The organism is Pontimicrobium sp. MEBiC01747 (assembly GCF_053601635.1).
Genome location: NZ_JBSHNS010000305.1, coordinates 1 through 19,735, shown reverse-complemented (window position 1 = coordinate 19,735; position 19,735 = coordinate 1). Strand labels below are relative to the sequence as shown.

General features: G+C 29.7%; 13 protein-coding genes. 4 read left to right on the top strand and 9 right to left on the bottom strand.

Annotation, left to right across the window (positions count from 1 at the left end):
* A partial coding sequence (locus ACVC2P_RS10095; RefSeq protein ID WP_452598352.1) for a CHAT domain-containing protein occupies positions 1-803 on the top strand: 803 nt, incomplete at its 5' end.
* A gap of 5 nt (positions 804-808) precedes the next feature.
* On the opposite strand, the gene ACVC2P_RS10090 is transcribed toward ACVC2P_RS10095, so the two are convergent.
* The 4 genes from ACVC2P_RS10090 to ACVC2P_RS10075 all read right to left on the bottom strand — a co-directional run bounded on the left by ACVC2P_RS10090 (position 809) and on the right by ACVC2P_RS10075 (position 8,332).
* On the bottom strand, positions 809-1,768 hold the full coding sequence (locus ACVC2P_RS10090; RefSeq protein WP_452598351.1) for a YheT family hydrolase: 960 nt from the start codon (positions 1,766-1,768) through the stop codon (positions 809-811).
* Positions 1,769-1,892: 124 nt separating this feature from the next.
* Complete coding sequence (locus ACVC2P_RS10085; RefSeq protein ID WP_452598350.1) at positions 1,893-4,244, bottom strand: T9SS type A sorting domain-containing protein; 2,352 nt, start codon at positions 4,242-4,244, stop codon at positions 1,893-1,895.
* Positions 4,245-4,349: 105 nt separating this feature from the next.
* Complete coding sequence (locus ACVC2P_RS10080) at positions 4,350-7,103, bottom strand: CHAT domain-containing protein (protein WP_452598349.1); 2,754 nt, start codon at positions 7,101-7,103, stop codon at positions 4,350-4,352.
* Entirely contained in the window at positions 7,103-8,332 is a 1,230-nt protein-coding gene (locus ACVC2P_RS10075; RefSeq protein ID WP_452598348.1) for a S8 family serine peptidase, read from the bottom strand. Before ACVC2P_RS10075 ends, ACVC2P_RS10080 begins: the two co-directional genes overlap by 1 nt.
* 119 nt (positions 8,333-8,451) lie before the next feature.
* Between ACVC2P_RS10075 and ACVC2P_RS10070 the strand changes: the two genes are divergently transcribed.
* Both ACVC2P_RS10070 and ACVC2P_RS10065 read left to right on the top strand, forming a co-directional pair.
* On the top strand, positions 8,452-9,021 hold the full coding sequence (locus tag ACVC2P_RS10070) for an RNA polymerase sigma factor (RefSeq protein WP_452598347.1): 570 nt from the start codon (positions 8,452-8,454) through the stop codon (positions 9,019-9,021).
* Complete coding sequence (locus ACVC2P_RS10065; RefSeq protein WP_452598346.1) at positions 9,021-9,824, top strand: tetratricopeptide repeat protein; 804 nt, start codon at positions 9,021-9,023, stop codon at positions 9,822-9,824. The genes ACVC2P_RS10070 and ACVC2P_RS10065 overlap by 1 nt, the downstream gene beginning before the upstream one ends.
* On the opposite strand, the gene ade is transcribed toward ACVC2P_RS10065, so the two are convergent.
* The 5 genes from ade to ACVC2P_RS10040 all read right to left on the bottom strand — a co-directional run bounded on the left by ade (position 9,810) and on the right by ACVC2P_RS10040 (position 17,055).
* Positions 9,810-11,432, bottom strand: coding sequence for an adenine deaminase (gene ade / locus ACVC2P_RS10060; protein WP_452598345.1), 1,623 nt, complete (start codon positions 11,430-11,432; stop codon positions 9,810-9,812). The genes ACVC2P_RS10065 and ade overlap by 15 nt on opposite strands.
* A gap of 97 nt (positions 11,433-11,529) precedes the next feature.
* Positions 11,530-13,497: a cytochrome c biogenesis protein CcdA gene (locus tag ACVC2P_RS10055; protein ID WP_452598354.1), complete on the bottom strand. Its 1,968-nt coding sequence runs from the start codon at positions 13,495-13,497 to the stop codon at positions 11,530-11,532.
* Positions 13,498-13,588: 91 nt separating this feature from the next.
* Positions 13,589-14,902, bottom strand: coding sequence for a tRNA lysidine(34) synthetase TilS (tilS, locus tag ACVC2P_RS10050; protein ID WP_452598344.1), 1,314 nt, complete (start codon positions 14,900-14,902; stop codon positions 13,589-13,591).
* 9 nt (positions 14,903-14,911) lie between these two features.
* Positions 14,912-15,730 carry an alpha/beta hydrolase gene (locus ACVC2P_RS10045; protein ID WP_452598343.1) on the bottom strand — a complete coding sequence of 273 codons (819 nt, stop codon included), beginning with the start codon at positions 15,728-15,730 and terminating at the stop codon, positions 14,912-14,914.
* A gap of 35 nt (positions 15,731-15,765) precedes the next feature.
* Positions 15,766-17,055, bottom strand: coding sequence for an anthranilate synthase component I family protein (locus ACVC2P_RS10040; RefSeq protein WP_452598342.1), 1,290 nt, complete (start codon positions 17,053-17,055; stop codon positions 15,766-15,768).
* Positions 17,056-17,148: 93 nt separating this feature from the next.
* Between ACVC2P_RS10040 and ACVC2P_RS10035 the strand changes: the two genes are divergently transcribed.
* Positions 17,149-19,735 (top strand): TraB/GumN family protein (locus ACVC2P_RS10035; RefSeq protein ID WP_452598341.1); only part of this gene is annotated, 2,587 nt, incomplete at its 3' end.

Below are 19,735 nucleotides of genomic sequence, written 5' to 3'. Positions count from 1 at the left end.
TAATAACGTCTTCTAACAAAAATACTTCAAATTATTTAATACAAAACACCGAGGTTTCTTATTATCAATCTGCTTCTGTATTTAAACAAATAGAGCAAAAAAAACGTGTTGCAAAAAAAGAGTTAATTGGCTTTGCTCCTATAGTTTATACTATAGATTCTTTACCAAGTTTAATGGGTAGTGCTAAAGAAATGGAAACCATATCTAACCTTGTTCCTAGTGTAATATTATCTTATAAAGAGGCCTCAAAAAAAGCATTTATATCTGGATTAAACGACTATAATGTTATCCATGTAAATACTCATGCTGGTTTAGATGAAAATAAAGATCCATGGATAGCTTTTTCTAATGATAAAATAACATTAAAGGAGCTCTATGGTACAGAAAACCAAGCGCGTTTAGTTGTTTTAGATGCTTGTAAAACTGCTAGTGGTTTATTAGAAAAAGGAGAAGGTGTTATGAGCTTATCTCGTGGTTTTTTCTATAGTGGTGCAGAGAGTGTTATTGCTTCTCAATGGAATGTAAATGAGCAATCTAATAATGAAATTCTAGTTCATTTTTATAAAAACTTAAAAGAGGGACAAACAAAATCTAAAGCGTTACATAATGCTAAATTAAACTATATAAATACGCATCAAAACACAGAGTTATCGCCTTATTATTGGTCCTCGTTAATATTAACAGGAAATCCTGATGCTATAGAATTTACGTCCTTTAATCCTTTTGTATTAAAGGTAGTTGCTTTTATTATTATTTTACTTATTCTGCTCTTTTTTTTAATGAAGAGGTTTAGAAAGTTATAGTATTTTTATATGTTTTTAATAAACTCTAATGTACGGTATTCGTTATAGTATGTATTACCTTTATCATAAAAACCAACATGCCCACCATATTTTGGCATTTCTAAATACAAATTAGGGTTGTTTTTAGCTTCTTTTACAGGGAAACATTCTGGAGATAAAAAAGAGTCGTTTAATGCATTTATAATTAATGTAGGGATAGTTATATTAGATAAAAACTGAAGGCTACTACATTTTTCATAATAATCGTAAGCATCAACAAAACCATGAGCTTTAGATGTGTATACATCATCAAAGGTTTTTAAATCTTTAATTCGTTTAATATCGCTATCTAAAATTTTATCTGGAAAAAGCTGTTTTTTACGTTTTAGTTTTACTATTAAATCTTTTTTAAATTTATTAGTATACAGTATGTTTTTAAAGGTATGCAGTTGTAACATTGCTCCTTTAAGCCAAACTGGAACAGAAACTGTTACTGCTGCCTTTACTTCTTTTGGTATTGTGGTACGTTCTCCTAAATATTTTAATATAACATTACCGCCTAGACTAAAACCGTTTAAATATATTTCATTGTATTTTTTTTGTGTTATAACATAATTAATAACGGCTTCTAGATCTTCACTAACTCCTGAATGGTATGATCTAAAGGTTTTATTTTCTTCTCCACTACAGCCTCTAAAATTAACACAAACGGCATCTGTGTCTTCTTTATTAAATAGTTTAGCTACACCTAAGGTGTAATGTCTTTGTGCGTTACCTTCTAAACCATGTAATATAATAATGAGCTTATTTGTTTTTTGTTTTGAAAAGCTCCAGTCTAAATCTAAAAAATCGCCATCGTTTAAAATAATACGTTCTCTTTCTTGTTTTACTCCTTCTACGTTTCTAATAATTCCAGAATATAATGTGGAAACATGACTTTGCCTAAATAAATAAGGGGGCTTATATTTTGATTGAATTATCGGCATTATTTTGGTTTATTTTTTGAGATTAAAGTTAGTAAATTACTTGTAATCTATTATGAGTTTTTTAAGTAAAAAAGCGCATCAATAAAATTAATGCGCTTTCTTTTTTAAACCTAATTATTGGTCTTTAGTTTTTAATTATCTTTTTTGTTGTTGTAATACCATCTATTGTAACTTTACAAAGATATAATCCTGTTGGCCAATTTTTAGTTTCTATTCTATATTTTGCCTCATTAGTTTCTTGTGATGAAATAACGCGTCCGTTAACATCTATTACAGAAATCTCTTTTGATGCTCTTGTATTGTCTAGCGAACTAAAATCGAAGTTTATATTATCCTGAGTTGGGTTTGGAAATACTTTAAATTCTTTTTCTATACTGTCTTCTCCTGGTTTTACAGCAAAAGATTTACATGTTGTTTCACTACAACATTCTCCTTTAGAGGTTAATCCATATATTGTTAAACATAATGTTCCTCCAGAAAATGGTTGTGCAAAATAAGGAGCTGTAGATACTACTGTTCCATTTATTGTCCACTCGTAACCTACTATTGTTGTAAACCCATTTGTTATAGATGCAGATTCAAATAGATAAACACCATTTCCTACTTCTGATACTTTAAATTTAGGGGTTAATCCACATTTAGGTAAACAAGATACATTAATATATATCTTTCTTTGTATTTGTTCTACACAACAATCGCCTTCTTCATTTATTCCATATACGTATAACGTTACTGTATGGTTACCACCTACTGGATATGTATGCGTTGGGTTTACTTCTGTAGATGTCGTTCCGTCTCCAAAATCCCATAAATAACCAACTATAGTAGTTGCACCAGAAGCGTAAGAATTGTTAGAGAAACTTGCTGTACAGTATTTTGTTTTAACATCAAATTTTGGTGTTATTTCACACTCTGCTGGACAGTCTTCGACTACTAAAGTCATAGAGTCGGTTAGTGTACAGCTGTTGTCGTAAACAACAACTACAGAATAAGTACCAGCTGCGAAAGTGGTAATAGTTTCTGCATTTACAGGTTGTGGAAAAGGGTTTCCGTTTAAATACCAATTAATAGATACAATATTTGGTATTTGTCCTGTAATATCTAGTACTGGCCATGGATCTCCTTCGCAAATTACTTTACTCTTACCGACCTCTAAAGTTGCTTTACAACAGCTATTTACAGGGTCGTCTGTATACCTTCCAATAAAATAACCTTTTGAGTTTCCTGACGAAAATGTATCTATTACTAATGGCTGGCTACCTCCACTAGAAAAATAACTTCCTACAAATACTTCTTTATTGTTAGAGTCTATTAAGACTTCTGCGCCATAAGATGAACAAGATGTAGAGTTTTCTGGCCATACACTTGTTCCATTTACTGCATTTAGTGATACTCCAAAAAAGTCACCTCCACATGGTGCTTTACTACTATTTTTAGTTACTGGTGTACCGGCTTGTCCTGTTACATAAACATCTCCACAATTATTCGTTTTAATTCTATAGGGTTTAGATGCTAAATCTCTAGACCATAGTAAACTTCCAGAACCATTTTTATTATATGCACGAACTCTTGTATCTTCTGCCCAATACACAGCATTATTAGTATCACTTACTTCTACATCATAACTTCTCCAGTTATAATTATCTGAAGTTGCATCTACCTTTAAACCAAAGGTATTATCAAAATCTCCATTACTATTAAACTTTGCTAAATATGTTTCTGCGGTCCAGGTAGACACAGATGTAAAAGAATATGGTGTTGTGCCATTATAAAATGTCGCTGTCCCTCTAAAGTGTCCAGATACAAACACGTTTCCAGAGTTGTCTACATCTACATTTACTGCATCTGCAATATTTGAGGCATGAATTTTTTTAGCCCAAACAAGCGTTTTTGATGGATAAGTATATTTTGCAACAAAACCACTATGTGCGTTACCTGTTAAAGTTGTACTTCCATTAAACGTTACAGTAGAAGACCCAGTACTTACACCTCCAAAATATCCCACAACATACATGTGACCATTTTTTAGTACTATTCCAGAAATTGTACTTGTTGCTGTACCTCCTAACTGTTCCCACGTTGTTGTTGGATCTCCTGCTCCTACTCCAGAGGTTAAAACAATACCTTTACCACTTTTATTGGCAACTACATAAATTTTAGAGTTAGAGTATTCTACTCCTCCAACACCTCCAGACATAGTACTATTACTTGAATAATCTATTAACCCAGTAATGTCTTTTGTCCATTGTATATTTCCAGCGGCATTAAATTTTCTTAATACTCTAGTAAACCCAAATCCCCAGCCATAAGTATAGACATTATCGGAACCATCTATAGCAGCATTATTAATAGCTAAATCTGAGCCATCTGTAAAATTCACATAATCCCAACTTTGGGCACTTGATAAATTGTAGCTAAACATAGCTAATACCAAAAAGCACAGAAAGGCTTTTAATTGTGTAGTTGTATTTTTCATAATTAATTAATTTATAGGCTTACTCTATTAGTTAGGTTTTTCAGCTTACACCTTTTAAGAGTGTTTATGAAAAATAAAATCTGTTACCCAAAAAAAATTAATTAATTATTTTTTTAGCTTTAGTATGGTGAAAATTATTAATGAAAGTACAACTAATGTGCTAAGAATATAATAGCTGTAGTTTAATTTTGAAGTTATCATTTTTGTTTCTATTGACCCATTAATTGTATTCGATGCCCAATAATAAGGTGAATTCTCTATTCCAAAATGTTTTTTTAGATACTCTTTTTTGGCATTTGCCAATGCTATATTTTTTTGTGTATTATTTTTTAGTTCCTTGTAAAAAGCTATCATTATGTCTGTATTACTTTTATCATTTGTATTCCATAATGAAGACAATACACTTTTTGCTCCTGCACTAAAAAAACCTCTCGACAAACTATTTAAACCTTCTCCTTTTACCATTTCGCCATCTAAGGTTTTACAGGCGCTTAACACCACCATATCTGCTTGGCTTTTTATAGTATATAATTCTGTTTGTTTCATTTTTTTATCTGCAAACCATAACCATGTTGTTTTATCCTTGTCATAATCTGCATGTGTACTAATGTGTATAATATTATAATTATTTAATAGTGATAAAAAATTTTGTTTTGTAGCTTCTTCACGCTTTAAAATTGTGCCATCTAATAAGGTGTTAATATTATCAATTTCAATTTCTGAATCTGTTAACTTCGTTAATTCACTATTAAATTCTATAGGGGCTAACGCTAAAAAATTAGATTTAGGGTTTCTTTTTACTTTATCATTTTGCAGTAAAAAATTTACAGAATAGGCATAACTAATATATTTTGTGTATAGTAAGTAATTAGGTAATAACGGGTTTCCATTTCTATGTGTTTGCAAAACTTCAAAAGGAATGTATGCTAATGTATAATCTGGAATTATAATTAGTTCTGCTTTATCTTTAATAATATTTTCTAGTTCTTTAAATAACGTTTTATAGACTTCTATTGCTAGATTATTAAAGTTTTTAAAGCTTGATTCGTCATAAAAAGGTTTAGAAATGAGTGTTTTTAATGTTTTTACTTCTTCATTTAACGTTTTTATATCTTTTAATTTAATTAATTTAATTCTAGACGTTGTTTTTGCTATAGCATAACCTTGGTTATCATCGAGTATAAATTCTATAATTGCTGTATTATCTTTTAAAATGGACGTATCTATAGCATTAATTGATGTGATTTTTATATCCTGTTTAGATTTAAAGTAATTGGGATAATTTATTTTTAATGTGTCTGTAAAAAACTGATATTCTCTCTTTAATGTAAAAAGTTTATTTTTAAGTTGTTCTCTATCTTTACTTATATTTTCATTTGCTAAGCTTATTTCTGTTTCTTTTATTTTAGAATTAAAATTTAATTCTTTTATAATAATACTATCTGGTAGTTTACTCGCTTTTCTAGCTTGTTGTGCTGTTAAATCTTCTAATAAAAGTAACCCTTTATTTTTTTCCATAAAATAAAATGCTTGGGCTGGTTTATTTAAAAGATAGGCTATCTCTACTCCTTTCATATATATGCCTGCCCCTCTTTCTCTCCATATAAGTTTAGACATATTTTCTGTACTACCCAACCTAATAATATCTACTAGTTTATCTGCCATAATAATTGCTTCCAGTGCCTTTTGAAGCAATTTTTTATCATTATTTAGTTGGTATTGTTTATAATAAAAACCAGCTATATCTTTTAAATAGCTTAATGCGTCTAATTTATTAGGAACATTGGACAGCTCGCTTTCTTTTGGTAGCCTATTTTCTGTAATATTATTTAAACCGTTAAATGCACTTAAATAGCTAATTTCTGCATTTTTATAATCCTTTGTATTAAAATAATAATCGCCTAAATTATTATTAATAAGAGATTTAATGATATTACTATTAGCAAGAGATTTTGCTTTTTGTAATGTTTTTAATGTTTTTGCATGTTCTTTTTTTTCTATATAAATATTGCTTAAATTACTATACACCAAGGCTATATTACTTGTGTCTTTTTGTTTTAAAGCTATAACTAATGCTTCTTTTAATTTTTTTTCTGCTTTATTAAATTCATCTTTCTCTAAAGCTAGATTACCTAATCGTTGCTTTATTATAAACAAATCGCTCTCTTTTGCTATTCTATTTTTAGAATTGGAAAAGGTTGTATTAATAGAGTCTGCCTGCTCTAAATGATTAATTATTTCCTTAGAGTATTCTATACGCCCCATATTTGCATATAAATACGAAAAGCTTAAATGGGTTAAAAAAAGTTCTCTTCTATCGTTATTAGCTACAAAGTAACGTTGTGCTTTCTCTAGGTTTTCTAGTGCTTTAGCAAAATCTCCTGTTTTTCTGTAAAATTTACCAAACGCCACATATACTTTAGCATGTCTACGGTCTTCTGTGCCTGTTGTTAAAAGCTCTTTGTAAGTTTTATACCAAGCATTTATAGCTCCACTTTTGTTATAAAAAACGCCTAAGTTAAATAGGCTTTTTTTTAATAAATCTGGATTTGTGTCTTTATATTTTCTTCTAATTATTACTGCTTTTTTAACACTTTTAATAGCTAATTGGAGGTCTTTATATTTTCCATAAAACAGTTTAGATATATCATGATAATATTGTGATTGTTCTAATTCAGTTAGCGCTGTACTATTTTCTACAATAGTCATTATTTTATTAAACTTTTCTGTGTTTTCAATACTTTTTGATTCTAGTATTGTATTGATTTTATCATCTAATTCATTATTTGCAAATGATAATAAAGTCGTACAAAAAAATAGTAATGTAATAATTTGTGCGCTAACTGTTTTATAAATCATTAATCGAGGGTATATGGATATTTAATATTATTTAAAGAACTTAAATATACCCCTGAATATATAACATCATTTTTTAATATCATAGGATTTACTCCGTTTGTATATAATGTTGCAGCTCTTGCTGTTGTTTCTGCCGCAGAAAAAGATGTCCCTTGGTGAAGGTGTGATGTATTATCATACATAAAAATAAATTCATTTGCAGCAGCTATATCTACTGTTTCATCTCCAAAATTTGCCATTGGAGCTAATGCGTCATACGTGCTTTTTATTCCTGTTGTTGTTAGTATAAAATCATATTCGTAACCAGATGGGTAATGTGGTATAGCATCTGTATCTATGCTTTTGTTTCCTGCGGATGTGCTTAGTAATATATTGTTAGTTGTTGCAATATAACTATTTAAAATAGCTAGTTTTTTATAGTACCAACCAAAACTCATATTAATAATATCTACATCTGGGTTATTAATGGCATATATGTAACTACATACTATAGTAGAATATTTTGTTTTACCTTCTTCATTAAATGCTTTTATAGGTAATATTCTAAATGGTACTCTTGCGTCTCTTAATTTTTCAAATATAGAATATGTAACTATGGTTCCGTGCCCATTATCATCATATACATCATTATCATCATTAACGAAATCCCATCCAGATATGTTTTGTTTTGATGGGTCATCACTACAACTTGATTCTTGCGAAGTATCATACAAAAAGGGGATGTTAAAACCTTCATAATTGTAATCTACTCCAGAGTCTATTACAGCAATAACAACATCTCTATTAGAAGCCGCTACTTTAGTTTGCAAATTTTTTAAATTACTACCATTTATATTAAATAAATTATTAGAATTAGTTATGTAGTATTGTAACTCTGATCCTTCTAAATCTGGATCTGCTTCTGTTTCTCCTAACCTACTTTTTATATTTTCGTCTGTATTAAAATGCCAAACTTCAATATCTTCATTGGAGCAAGAGCAGGTTTCATATTTAATAACATCATGGCTTTGCCTTATGCTTTCTTTGGCTTCAGCATCTATTCCTGGATTAAATTTTATTACTAATTCTGTTTGGGAATAGTCTAAAGGGTCTGGATTAGCTAGACTTGATTGTGTACTTATTTTATTGTACAAAGTTTTGTTTTCTTGTTCTGTTACAATATTTTCAGTTTCTACAGAACATCCTAATAGAATAAAAATGACTAAGTAAATTACAGCTTTTGTTTTCATTGTTAATTATTTTTTTGGTTTGTGTATTTACTAACTTGTTTTCAAAAAAAGTTTTTTGTTACCCACAAAAAAATGCATTATTCATTTATATTTACATTTCTAGCCTTATAATGACCAATATGAGTAATGAAAATACCAAATATTTTTGTGATAGTTTAATTAATGGAGACAATAAAGGAATTTTAAAAATATACCAATTAGTATATCCAAAAGTCCTAAAATTTGTTCTTAAAAATAGCGGGCAAACGGAAGATGCTGAGGATGTTTTTCAAAAAGCATTAATTCAATTTAGTGCACGATTAAAACTAAAGCGTGTAGAATTCCACTCGTCATTTGAAGCCTATTTATTCACTATTTGTATGAATTTATGGCGTAGAGAATTAAATTTAAAAAAAAGAAGGGTAACAAACATTCCTAATCAAGAACACTATGATGAACATTCGGATTCAATACAGGAATTATTAGAACAAGAAAAGTGGGAATTATACACAGAAATGTTTAATAAACTTTCTGAAAACTGTAAAGAAGTTTTAGGCTTCTATTATAACAAGGTTTCGTATGCAGATATTGTTAAAAAACTATCGTATACAACCGAATCTGTAGCACGACAACGTGTTTTTAAATGTAGAAAAAAACTAAGTGATTTAGTTAAAAAAGACAAACGATTTAAACAACTAAAAGCAATATAATGTTTGATGATAATATATATAGTTTAATTGATGGGTATTTAAAAAATACTCTAAATGCTACAGATAAATTAGAGTTTGAAAACAAATTAAAAGAAGATTCTGAGTTATATAAAGAATTTATTGTTCAAAAAGATTTATTTAATACATTAGATAAAAACTCATGGGCTTTTGAGGATCAACCTAACCCAGACGAGGTGAAAATTATTGAAAATTATTTAAATAGTAATGAGGCAAAATCTATTGCTTCTGTAATTGCAAAAACAAATACCGAATACCAAAACTCTAAACAACGTGTTTTTAAGTTGCCAAGATTTATTTACCCAATTGCTGCATCTATAGCATTATTATTAGGTTATTTTTTATTTTTTGGTGACTCGCAAACTACAGAAGATTTATATGCAGAATACAAAAACTGGAACGATTTACCTTCTTTAACTTATAGAGCTGATGATAATAACGACCTTTCTAAAGGACAAGAGGCTTTTAAAAATAAACAGTATAGAGAGGCTTCTACTATTTTTAGCACCTATTTAAAAAATAATATAAACCCTCAAGCAACAACTTATTTGGGTGTAAGCTATATAGAGTTAGAACAATATGATTTGGCTTTAAATACGTTTGATAACTTATTAAAAGAACAATCATTAGATAGTTCTAAAGGGTATTGGTATAAAACTTTGGTTTATTTAAAATTAGGAAATAAGACTAAGGCTTTAGAAACTATAAATCTACTTTTAGAAAAAGAAAGTCATTATAATTATAATAAAGCCAAAGCATTAAAGGCTAAGTTAGTTAAACTCTAAGGATGTAAATTTAAAATCTTTTCCATTAAATAACCCTTTATCACTTAATTTAAGAGATGGTATTACTAGTAATGCCATAAATGATAAAGACATGTATGGTGCATTAAGTGTACACCCCATATCTTTTGCCATTTTATCTAATGCTGCATATTGCTTCCCTATAGTTTCTCCATCTTTATCACTCATAATACCTGCAACTGGTAGTGGTACTGTATTAGATTTAGAAGTGGTTACAGCACAAATACCTCCCCTAGCTTCTATAATAGCATTTACTGCTTTACAAATTGCCTCATCGTCTACTCCTACAGCAATAATATTATGCGAGTCATGCCCGACTGAACTTGCTATGGCCCCTTCTTTTAAACCAAAATTCTTTATAAAAGCAATTGCTGGTTTTTGGTCTTGATAACGGTTTACAACTGTTATTTTTAATACATCATTATCTGTATTAGACACTAAATTCCCATCTACTATTAAAGCATTTGCTATAACCTCGTTTGTAATTAATTCGCCATCTAAACACTCAATAACTCTAATTTTTTCGGCTGATGATTCATATCTAAAATCATTAACTGTTTTTGTATTGGTATTAAAGTTATTTAGGTTTTTAAATTGTACATCTTTAATATAAGATTGCCCATTATTATATACTAATTCTCCGATAATATAGGTTTGAAGGGTTTTAAACGTTTTTAAATCTTCAACGACAATAAAATCTGCGAAGTCTCCTTTTCTTAATAATCCTACATCTAGGTTATAATGTTTAACGGGGTTTATACAAGCGGCTTGTAATATTTTAAAAACATCTATTTGTTTTGCCACTGCTCTTCTGCACAATGCGTTGATATGATCGATTATTAAATCATCTGGATGCTTATCGTCGCTACAAAACATCATTTCGTTATAGTGTTCTGGTAATAAATTTATTAAAGCTTCGAAGTTTTTAGCAGCGCTTCCTTCTCTAATAATTACTTTCATTCCTTTTTGTAGCTTCTCTAAAGCTTCTTCATAAGTAAAGCACTCATGATCTGTTGTAATTCCTGCTGCTATGTATTTTGCAATGTTTTCTCCTCTTACTCCTGGTGCATGACCATCTATAGGTTTATTATAATGCTTTGCCCATTCAATTTTTTTTAATACTTCGGCATCATTAAAAAGCACTCCTGGGTAATTCATCATTTCTGCTAAATACTTAATGTCTGGATTAGCCATTAATATTTTAATAGCGTCAGAATCTATAATAGCGCCTGCTGATTCGAAAGCCGTTGCTGGCACACATGATGGTGCTCCAAAATTAAATTTAAAAGGTGTTTTTTTTCCATTTTCTATCATGAATTCTACGCCTTTTACTCCTAAAACATTGGCAATTTCATGTGGGTCTGAAACTGTTGCTACTGTTCCATGTGTTACTGCTAATTTTGCAAATTCACTAGGCACTAGCATTGAACTTTCTATATGTATATGTGCGTCTACAAAACCTGGCATGATGTAATGGTTTACATCATGCTCTTTTTCTATTATTGAAACTATTTTATTGTTTTCAACTGTAACTTCACCTTTATATATACGTTTATTTTCTATATCTACTATTTGCCCTTGCAACTTCATCTTCTGTATGTTTTATAATTTGTTGTAAAACTACCATTTTAAGCTAAAAAAAGCGAGGACAAATAGCCTCGCTTTATACTTTCTATTATTTTAAGTTTTATTTCTTAAAATTATCTATTCCTGTTTTTAACCAGTTATAGTACTCTTCAACATCTGGTGTATAGCCCACTGGCTTTATTAGGTTAGCTTCATCATGGTCCATTAAGACATAAAAAGGCTGTGCATTGGCTTTATATTTTAATTGTTGTAATTCGCTCCACTTCTGCCCTATGTATTTCAGTTTTTTACCTTCCTTTATTTTAGATTCTAGAACTTCTCCGTTTGGTAATGGTCGTTTATCGTCTACATAAAGAGAGATCAACACGACATCATTTTTAAGCATATTTAAAACGTTTTGTTTAGGCCAAACATTTTGCTCCATCTTTCTGCAATTTACGCAAGCCCATCCTGTAAAATCAATCATTACTGGTTTACCAACTTTTTTAGCATAAGCTAAACCTAAATCGTAATCGTTAAATGCTAAAATATCATGTGGGGCTAATAAATGTGCACCTTCTGGCAAGTCTGAATGCTCACTACTAGACGCTCCTCCTCCTATTTTAGAATACCCAACGCCATAAGGCGATTCGCTATATTCTAATGGTGGAGGGAATGCACTAATTAAATTTAATGGTGCGCCCCATAATCCTGGAATCATGTATACAGTAAATGTTAGTGTAAAAAGCCCTAAAAATAAACGTCCTACAGAGATATGTGTTAATGGAGAATCATGCGGTAGTTGTATTTTTCCAAATAAATACAAGGCTAATGCTCCAAAAATGGCAATCCATATTGCTATAAATACTTCTCTTTCTAAGAAATGTGTTTGCAATACTAAATCTGCTTGTGATAAAAATTTAAATGCTAATGCTAATTCTAAAAAGCCTAAAACAACTTTTACCGTATTTAACCATCCTCCAGATTTTGGTAATGAATTTAACCATCCTGGGAATGCTGCAAATAATGCAAATGGTAATGCTATGGCTAATGAAAAGCCAAACATTCCAACTATTGGGGCTATACCTCCTTTTGAAGCTGCTTCAACTAATAAGGTTCCAACAATTGGTCCTGTACAAGAAAAAGAGATTATTGCAAGGGCTAATGCCATAAAGAAAATACCTATTAAACCACCTCTATTTGCTTGAGAGTCTACTTTATTTGCCCATGAGTTTGGTAGCATAATCTCGAATGCTCCTAAAAACGAAGCTGCAAATATTACTAGTATCAAGAAAAATATAATATTAAACCAAACATTTGTAGCTAGTGCATTTAAGGCGTCTGCACCAAATATTGCGGTTACTGCACTACCAAGTAATACATAGATTACTATTATGCTTATTCCATAAATTATTGCATTTCTTACTCCTATAGCTTTAGTTTTACTTTGCTTGGTAAAAAAGCTAACCGTCATTGGTATCATTGGAAATACACAAGGTGTTAGTAAAGCTGCAAAGCCAGATAAAAACGCTACAAAGAAAATACCCCATAATCCTTTTTTAGAGGAATCTGAATCTTCTGTTTTAGTTTTTGCTATAGCATTTTCATTAGTTTCCGTTTTTGCTGTAGGTTCTTTCTTTTTATTTATAACAAATTCAAACTCTTCCTCTGTTGGTGGTAAACATTTACTATCATCACAGACCATAAAATAAACCATAGTTTCAATTTTATGAATGTTTGGGTCTAATAGCTTTACGGTTTGCCTAAATTCTGCATGATCAGAAAAGTATTTAATTTTCATATTAAACACAGGGTCATCTACAACGTGTCCTTTTCCTTCTGTTGTTTTACCAACCAATTCGTATTTATCTGATTTAGTATACGTAAACTCTGTTGCTTCAGGTCCATCTGGCGGTACATCTTGCGAATATAAGTGCCAACCTTCATCTATAGAGGCTGTGAATACTAAATCGACTTCTGTATCAGATTTTTTCTCTATAGAAGTTTCCCATTCTACAGGTTCAAAAATTTGTGCTTTTACTGTAAGTATAGAAAATAGGACTAGTAAGTATGCTAAAACTTTTTTCATCATTTATATAAATTAAGATGTTTTATGTCGCAAAATAAACGTATAACTTAGTATTAACATGTTAAATAATGTTAAGAAGTGTTTTGCTTTATTAATCTTGCAATGTAATTTTAAAAATTCTCTTTGTTTTTTCGGTAATTTTATAACGATTATCCCCTCGATAATTAATGATCCAAACGACTTCATTATTAGAGTACAATAACAGACATTTTTCTTTATCTAGCAAAGAAAATTTCTCATCTTTAAAAAATTTACTTAATTTCTTTTTCCCTTGCATTCCCATAGGGTAAAAGAGTTCCCCGTCTTTCCATCTTCTAATTTCTAAAGGAAATTGTAGTGTATCGGCATCTACAAAGAGTTCATTTTTTTGGGTCTTAGAAACTTCATTTACTTCCTTAAAAATAATAGTTCCTAAAGGTGTTTTTATTACTTTATTTTCTTTGGATATTAAAATACTATTGTCTGCTTCATTTGCTATAACTGTTAGTATTAAATTCTCTCTATTTTTTATTAATCGATGTGTTTTAGAAAATACTTGTTTACCAGATTGGGCTTCTAATAGATTATACACATCTTCATACGCTGTAAACCCATATGCTTTAAAAATATGATATATATAGGCTTTAGGGTTTTTTAATGCTTTAAAAACCGATATATTGTAAGTTATAGTGGTTTTGGTTTCTTTAACTGTAGCCTTTTTTAATACATCGTTTACACTATTTTCAACAATATCTGCTGCATCTTGTAAATGTTGCAATGTGCTTTGAAATCCATTTAAAAGCTGTGGATTAATTTCTTTTAAAATAGGAATTACATCATGGCGCAGTTTATTTCTAAGGTATTTTGTTGATGCATTACTACTATCCTCCCTCCATGTATAATGATTCGTTCTAGCGAAATGTTCTATTGTTCCTCTAGAGTATGGTAACAAGGGTCTTACTATGGTATTATTTAATTCAGGAATACCTGTTAATCCATCTAAACCAGTTGCTCTTGTTAAATTTATTAAAAATGTTTCTAGAGCATCATCTGCATGATGAGCTGTTAATATATAGTCAAATTGTAATTGTTTAGATAGTTCTTTAAACCATGTATAACGTAATTCGCGAGCGGCTATTTGAATAGACAATTTATTATTGTTTGCATATCTAGAAGTATCAAAGCTTTGGGTAAATATTTCTAAATTTAGTTGCTCTGCTAATTCTAATACAAAGGCTTCATCTCCATCGCTCTCCTTTCCTCTTAAATTAAAATTACAGTGGGCTAAACTTATATTTAGACCTAATTTATAACATAAGTGTGTTAATACAATACTGTCTAAGCCTCCAGAGATGGCTATAAGTAACTTTTTTTCTTTTAGAAACGGTAATTGATTTTCAATATGATTTTTAAACGTTTTAATCATAATGCTAATTTACATATTGTCCAACCATTTAAGTACAGTTTCTATAAATTCTTCTTTGCAAAGGTCATGATGTAGCTCATGATAGCCCTCTTTAAACAATACTAGTTTTGCTTTATCTGTACTATTGCAAAACTCTTCCGCAGCTTTATAGTCTATTATTTTATCTCCTGTACCATGTAAAACAAGCATTGGTGTTTGTAACTTATTTGCGTTATTTAAAGCATATACTCCTGCGTTAAACACAGGAAAAGAAAACATAGGGCTTATTTTATTGTGTATTAAAGCGTCTTTACTATAATTTTCTACTTCTTTTGTGTCTCTAGAAATTGCAGTGATATCTAATTCATTGGATAGTGTTACCGAAGGCCATAGTTTATATAATAACTTACCTATGGTTAACTTCCATTTTGGTGGTGTAAAAGCAAGGCGTAAAAAAGGGCTTGTTGCTATTACTCCATCTATTGCATGGTTTTTTGTTAGCGTGTAATTAATAACAATGTTGCCGCCTAAGCTATGGCCATAGAGATATGTTCGTTTTTCTGGGAATAATTGTTGTGCTTTGTTTATAGTGTAATCTACTGCATCTAATAGCGCTTCATAACTTGGGCAATGTCCTCTCTTTCCCTTACTTCTTCCATGTCCATATAAATCTAAAGCTACAACAGCAAAACTAGATTGTAATAAATAGTGTATTACAGAATTTTGAAAACGTAACATGTGCTCCCCCATTCCATGTACTAATACAACGACTGCTTTTTCATGTTGTGGTTTCCAATATTGCCCAAACAGTTCTGTATTATGTAGTTTAAATGAAAATGTGTTTTCCATAACTATCCTATAAGTTTATATAGAGTAAACATTTATTATCCTTCTAATACTTGTCGCATTGCTTTGGCTTTCACTAAGCATTCTTCGTATTCTTTTAAGGGATTACTTTTTGCTGTGATTGCACCGCCTACAGAATACGATACGTATTGTTTTGTCTCGTTATATAAAATACTTCTAATAACTACATTAAAATCAAAATCTCCTTCTGGTGTAATGTACCCAACTGTTCCAGAATATAACCCCCGTTTTGTTTCTTCTAAAGCTTCTATAATTTTCATTGCAGAGATTTTTGGAGCTCCCGTCATGCTACCCATTGGGAAAGTCGTTTTTATTACATCTATTGGGTGTGTTTCTTTATCTATTTTGGATACTACTGTTGAAATCATCTGGTGTACTTGATCGAATGTGTACACTTTACATAGTTCTTCTACTTTTACACTTCCTCTTGTAGCGGTTAAAGATAGATCGTTTCTTACTAAATCCACAATCATTATATTTTCGCTTCTCTCCTTTTCGTCTAATGCTAATTCTTGTTTTAAAGCGTCATCTTCGTTTTTATTTCTAGACCGCTTCGCTGTGCCTTTTATAGGTTGCGATATTATCTTACTCCCTTCTTTTTTTATGTAGCGTTCTGGGCTAGCAGATAGCAAGTACTTATCTCCTAATTTAAAAAAAGTAGCAAACGGAGGTTTAGAAATATTATTAAGGTTTTTATAGGTTTCTAACGGATTAATTATTGTCTTTTCTGCGTAAAATTCTTGACAAAAATTAGCTTCATAAATATCTCCTCTATGTATATGGTGCAGTACCTTTTCTATTTTATTAAAATAGTCTTCTTTATGAATTCTTAGCTTAATTTTTACAGGTTCTTCCTCTGTTTTTATACTTAAACTTGTAGTTTTGATGGCATTAAAATCACTTTCAAATTCATCATCAACCATTTTTAAATATTGTAATTCTACAGTATTTCCTTTAATTAAAAATAGTTTTTTAGGTTGAAAAAAGTATAATTCTGGAAAGTTTAAACCATCGTAATTATTTGATTGCAGTTTTTCTACATCATTTTTTAAATCGTAAGTTAAATATCCTAGAATCCAATCGTTTGTTACGGTTTGGTATTCTTTAAATTTATCAAAAGCATCTACATGGTCGGTTTGTATAGCTGTAAATGCATCAACAGCTAAAATAGCATCGTAATTAGAGTAATGTCCATTATGGTGGTTAGAGTCTAACCAAACCGCATCATCAAATTGAGTGCTCCAGGTTAATAGTTTTTGCTTAAACGCAGTTATGTTTTTTACGTTATATATTTTTTTTTTCCTCAATAGAATATCTTTTTCAGATAAGTGCCAAATTTATTAAGAATCTCTCTATTTTCGTACAATAATTCCAATAAAAGACTTTACTAGACCAATCTTATGAATTCATTTTCAAAAACACTGTTTAAGAAACAGGTAATTTTACTATTTCTTTTTATAACATCTTTTTCTTTACAAGCACAAAATAATGATTCTTATAGTTTATTATGGAAAATTGAAGGTAAAGGTTTAAAAAAACCATCTTATATTTTCGGTACTATGCATGTTGATGATATTAGAGCATTTAATTTTAGTGATGCTGTATTACCAGCTATAGAAAACTCTGAAAAATTTGCTTTAGAAGTCCAACCAGATTCCATATTAGAAAGTGTTTTAAATATTAAAGAAAAAAATGCGCAAAAAGCGCATTTAAAGTTTAAAGATTTATTAGATGATAATGATTACAAAAAATTATCTAAACGTTTTTTTGATGTTCATGGCTATGAAATAGAAAAAAGTGATATAACAGATCTTGACGCTTTCATCTTTTCATTAAGTCCAAGTGAAGATAAAGAAACCGATAAAAATAACTTTGTAGATCTACATTTACTTGCTCATGCAAAAACAATGCGAAAAGAAATTATTGGGTTAGAAAGTATTGATGACCAAATGAATACTTTTAAAAATCTTACTAAAAATGAGCAAAAAGAGTATATACTAGACTATTTAAAGCATAATATTGAAGACTATAAAGAAAGTCTTGAAGAAATAACCAAGATTTATATTTCTGGAGATATAAATAAAATAAATAATTATTTAATACAGAATAAGGGATATACTTTACAACTAGAGCGTAGAAATAGAGTAATGTGTAAAAGTATTATTAATGTAATAACTAAAAACAAGTCATTATTTTCTGCCGTTGGAGCCGCTCATTTACCTGGAGAATTTGGCCTAATTGAATTATTAAGAGCTAAAGGATATAAAGTAACCGCAGTAGAAGCAAACTTTACAGGAGTAAAAGAACAATATAAAATAGACGACTCAAAAATGCAGTGGAATACTTTTAAAGATTCCGATTTAGGCTATAGTGTTGAAGTCCCTTCAAAAATAACGTCAGACAGTACCAACATCATTAATATTAATATTAGTGTAGACTTAACCAATTTAAAATGTTATACTTTTTATGCTTTAGATGTAAGAGGAAATAAAAAAAATGAAAATGACAGTACTATAATAGCAAGGATAATTAACAAAAATATTGAACAATATAAGGCCATAAAAACTACTAGAGAATCTATTATTATGGATAATGTTCCAGGGTATTTAGTGACTATGGAACTAGATAAAAACGAAGCGCTTGCTTCTGATTATTCAACTATTAAATCTGCCTACATTGCCAAAGATGATATCTTTTATCAATTTATTATTTTAGGAAATGATGATAATATTGAATCTAATTCTTCAAAAAGATTCTTTAATTCTGTAAAATTTATAGCTCCAAAACCTTTGCCTAAAGTAAAATCCACAGATTGGATTAGTTATACGTACGATACTGGAGCTTTTTCTATTGAGTTACCTACAACTCCAAAAGATTTGTCGCGTGAAGTAGAAAGTCCTGATAGCACGGGTGAAATGCTTACTTATGATTTAAGCATTTTTTTCGCTTCAGATGTAAAAAATAATAGAAATTATTTATTCCGTTACAACGATTTGCCATTAGGATACAAAATCGAAGATGTCGAAGCATCGTATAAAGAAATGTCAAAAGCTCTTTTAACACGAGCAAAAATTATAGGAGAACCAAAAAATATTATTTTTAAAGGTATAGAAGCTAAAGAGTACGAATTACTTATAGACAATAAATATCCTTCACTTTGTATATTGTTTTTTAGAGGGAATAGAACATATCTTCTTTTAAGTCAATCATCTAAAGCAGACGAAAAAATAAGTATAGATGAACGCTTTTTTGATAGCTTTAAGCTAAATGATTTTAAAGACAGTAATTTAGTTACTATTACAGAAGACTCTTTTAATTTTAATCTTTTAAAAAATAATAGAATGGATATAGATAATGAAGATTATTCTGAAAGCTATATTTATAATTCCACAGATTATTATACAAGAGATGAAAATAATGGAAACGTATATACTTTTAGTTTCTCTAAACTTAAACCTTATTTTAAAGTGGATTCTTTAAATGCTATGTATGATAATATTATTGATGATTTTAAAGGATGGAATGATTCTATAGTAAGTAAAGAACATATTAAATTTAGAAATCAAAATGCATTAGAGTTTCGTTTATATAATAAGAAAAGTAAATTTACGAGTAGGCATGTACAATGGTTAGATAATGATTTATTTTTTTTAGCAAGTGCCTATACTAGTAAAGAGAGCATAGATAGTAAAATAACTAATACTATTTTAAAAAGCTACCTACCACTAAAAAATACTAAAACTATAGACTATTATAGTTCTAAAACCAATCGTATTATTACTGATTTAAAATCTAAAGATAGTATTGTTTTTAAAAATGCAATAGGAGCTTTTAATTATTATGAATTTAACAAAGCAGATTTACCAAAATTATACAACGTAGTAGATTTAAAATATCCTTCTTTAAAAAATAAAGTAATGGTAACAGAAGCCATTGTAAATGAATTAAATAATATAAACGATGAGAACACTATACCCTTTTTAAAGA

What these genes read in the sequence shown, in the direction of transcription:
- ACVC2P_RS10090 (WP_452598351.1), bottom strand. Translation starts at nt 1,768, where the DNA reads ATGCCGATAATTCAATCAAAATATAAGCCCCCTTATTTATTTAGGCAA.
- ACVC2P_RS10085 (WP_452598350.1), bottom strand. Translation starts at nt 4,244, where the DNA reads ATGAAAAATACAACTACACAATTAAAAGCCTTTCTGTGCTTTTTGGTA.
- ACVC2P_RS10080 (WP_452598349.1), bottom strand. Translation starts at nt 7,103, where the DNA reads ATGATTTATAAAACAGTTAGCGCACAAATTATTACATTACTATTTTTT.
- ACVC2P_RS10075 (WP_452598348.1), bottom strand. Translation starts at nt 8,332, where the DNA reads ATGAAAACAAAAGCTGTAATTTACTTAGTCATTTTTATTCTATTAGGA.
- ACVC2P_RS10070 (WP_452598347.1), top strand. Translation starts at nt 8,452, where the DNA reads ATGAGTAATGAAAATACCAAATATTTTTGTGATAGTTTAATTAATGGA.
- ACVC2P_RS10065 (WP_452598346.1), top strand. Translation starts at nt 9,021, where the DNA reads ATGTTTGATGATAATATATATAGTTTAATTGATGGGTATTTAAAAAAT.
- ade (WP_452598345.1), bottom strand. Translation starts at nt 11,432, where the DNA reads ATGAAGTTGCAAGGGCAAATAGTAGATATAGAAAATAAACGTATATAT.
- ACVC2P_RS10055 (WP_452598354.1), bottom strand. Translation starts at nt 13,497, where the DNA reads ATGAAAAAAGTTTTAGCATACTTACTAGTCCTATTTTCTATACTTACA.
- tilS (WP_452598344.1), bottom strand. Translation starts at nt 14,902, where the DNA reads ATGATTAAAACGTTTAAAAATCATATTGAAAATCAATTACCGTTTCTA.
- ACVC2P_RS10045 (WP_452598343.1), bottom strand. Translation starts at nt 15,730, where the DNA reads ATGGAAAACACATTTTCATTTAAACTACATAATACAGAACTGTTTGGG.